The organism is Streptomyces montanisoli (assembly GCF_017813245.1).
Classification (GTDB): Bacteria; Actinomycetota; Actinomycetes; order Streptomycetales; family Streptomycetaceae; genus Streptomyces; species Streptomyces montanisoli.
The window spans coordinates 1-2,103 of record NZ_JAGIQL010000341.1; the positions used below are offsets into that span (position 1 = coordinate 1).

A 2,103-nucleotide genomic window follows, 5' to 3' on the forward strand; every position below is an offset into this window, starting at 1 on the left:
CCCCCCCCCCCCCCCCCCCCCCCCCGCCCCCCCCCCCCCCCCCCCCCCCCCCCCCCCCCCCCCCCCCCCCCCCCTTCTCTCGAGCAGGAGCCGGCACACCAGATACATCGGCGACTGGAGTCCGGACGCGCGCTCTCCCGTTCTGCCGGCGGCGCGTCCGGCGCGCCGGGGGCCGGGCCGCCGCCCGCCGCGGCCGGCTCGGGAGCGGAGGAGTCCTCGGTGGCCGAGGACTCCTCCGCGGGCCACTCGCCGGTCTTCTCCTTCTCCACCAGGTAGCGGCGGAAGCGCCGCGAGATCACCTCGTGCATCGACCGGACGTCGTCCTGGCCCTCGAAGCCCTTGATCTGGAACCTGCGGTACTCGCCCTTGCGCGCGAGGCCGTCCTCGAAGACGACCATCGACGCCACGACGTCGTCGCCCTGGAAGTGCGAGATGTCGAAGCACTCGATGCGCAGCGGCGCGCTGTCGAGGCCGAGCGCCTCCGCGATCTCCTCCAGCGCGCGCGAGCGCGTGGTGAGGTCGCTGGCCCGCTTGGTCTTGTGCAGGACGAGGGCCTGCTGGGCGTTGCGGCCGACCGTCGCCATCAGGTCCTTCTTGTCGCCGCGCTGCGGAACCCGCAGCGAGACGAGCGAGCCGCGGCGCTCGCCGAGCCACTGCGTGACGGCGGCCGTCTCCGCCTCATCGCCCGGCAGCGCGGGCACCAGCACCTCCTTGGGCACCGCGTCGCCGCGCTCCTCGCCGTAGAGCTGCTGCAGGGCGTGCCCGACGAGCTCGCCCGTGCCGACCGCCTCGACCTTGTCGGTGACCCAGCCGCGCTGCCCGCGCACGCGCCCGCCGCGCACGTGGAAGATCTGGACGGCGGCCTCCAGCTCGTCCTCGGCGACGGCGATGAGGTCGGCGTCGGTGGCGTCGGTGAGCACGACCGCGTTCTTCTCCATGGCGCGACGCAGGGCGCCTATGTCGTCGCGCAGGCGCGCCGCGCGCTCGTACTCCATGTCCTCGGCGGCCTCGGCCATCTGCCGTTCGAGGCGGCGCAGGTAGGTGCCGGTGCGGCCGGCCACGAAGTCGCAGAACTCCTCGGCCAGTTCGTGGTGGTCCTCGGGCGAGATGCGGCCGACGCAGGGGGCCGAGCACTTGCCGATGTAGCCGAGCAGGCAGGGGCGGCCGGTGCGGGCCGCGTTCTTGAACACCCCGGCGGAGCACGTGCGCACGGGGAAGACGCGCAGCATCAGGTCGACGGTCTCGCGGATCGCCCAGGCGTGGCCGTAGGGGCCGAAGTAGCGCACGCCCTTGCGCTTGGCGCCGCGCATCACCTGGACGCGCGGGAACTGCTCGTTCAGGGTGACCGCGAGGTACGGGTAGCTCTTGTCGTCGCGGTACTTGACGTTGAACCGCGGGTCGAACTCCTTGATCCACGAGTACTCCAGCTGGAGCGCCTCGACCTCGGTGGAGACGACCGTCCACTCCACGGACGCGGCCGTGGTCACCATCGTCCGGGTGCGGGGGTGCAGACCCGACAGGTCCTGGAAGTAGTTGGCGAGCCGCTGGCGCAGGCTCTTCGCCTTGCCGACGTAGATCACCCGGCGGTGGTCGTCGCGGAACTTGTAGACGCCCGGCGAGTCGGGAATCTCCCCAGGCTTGGGGCGGTAGCTGGACGGGTCGGCCATGGGCCCAACCCTACTTGCGGCGACCGGCGCTCCGGCGCGCGCTCAGGCCGGGGACGCGGAGCCGGAGGCGCCGGAGGACGACGGTGCGTCCGGCCCAGCGACGAGCTTGCCGCCCTCGGCACGCACCGGCACGGGCGGCAGCGGCTGCTGGGCCGGGCCCTGGACGACCTTGCCCGTGGTGACGTCGAAGCGGCTGCCGTGGCAGGGGCACTCGCCCGTGGTCTTGACGATCTCCGTGAGCACGCAGCCCTGGTGGGTGCAGACGGCGCTGAACCCCTTGTACTCGCCCTTGGTGGGGCAGTACACGACGACCTTCGCGTTCCGGTAGAGCTTGGCGCCGCCTACGGGGACCGCCGACTCGGCCCCCAGGTCGACGGCGGCGGGGGGGGGGGGCCGGACGGGAGGGGGTGTGGTTGGAGCCCGGGTTGCCGAGGAT

2 protein-coding genes are annotated in these 2,103 nt (G+C 73.3%); both read right to left on the reverse strand.

Features of this window, described 5'->3' with window-relative positions; genetic code table 11:
• Window positions 1–1,667, reverse strand: a 1,667-nt coding sequence (gene uvrC, locus JFN87_RS33000) for an excinuclease ABC subunit UvrC (protein WP_245182854.1), incomplete at its 3' end; no start/stop codon positions are given.
• A 42-nt stretch (window positions 1,668–1,709) separates the two neighbouring features.
• On the reverse strand, window positions 1,710–2,103 hold a 394-nt coding region (locus tag JFN87_RS33005), incomplete at its 5' end, for a Rieske (2Fe-2S) protein (RefSeq protein WP_209346178.1).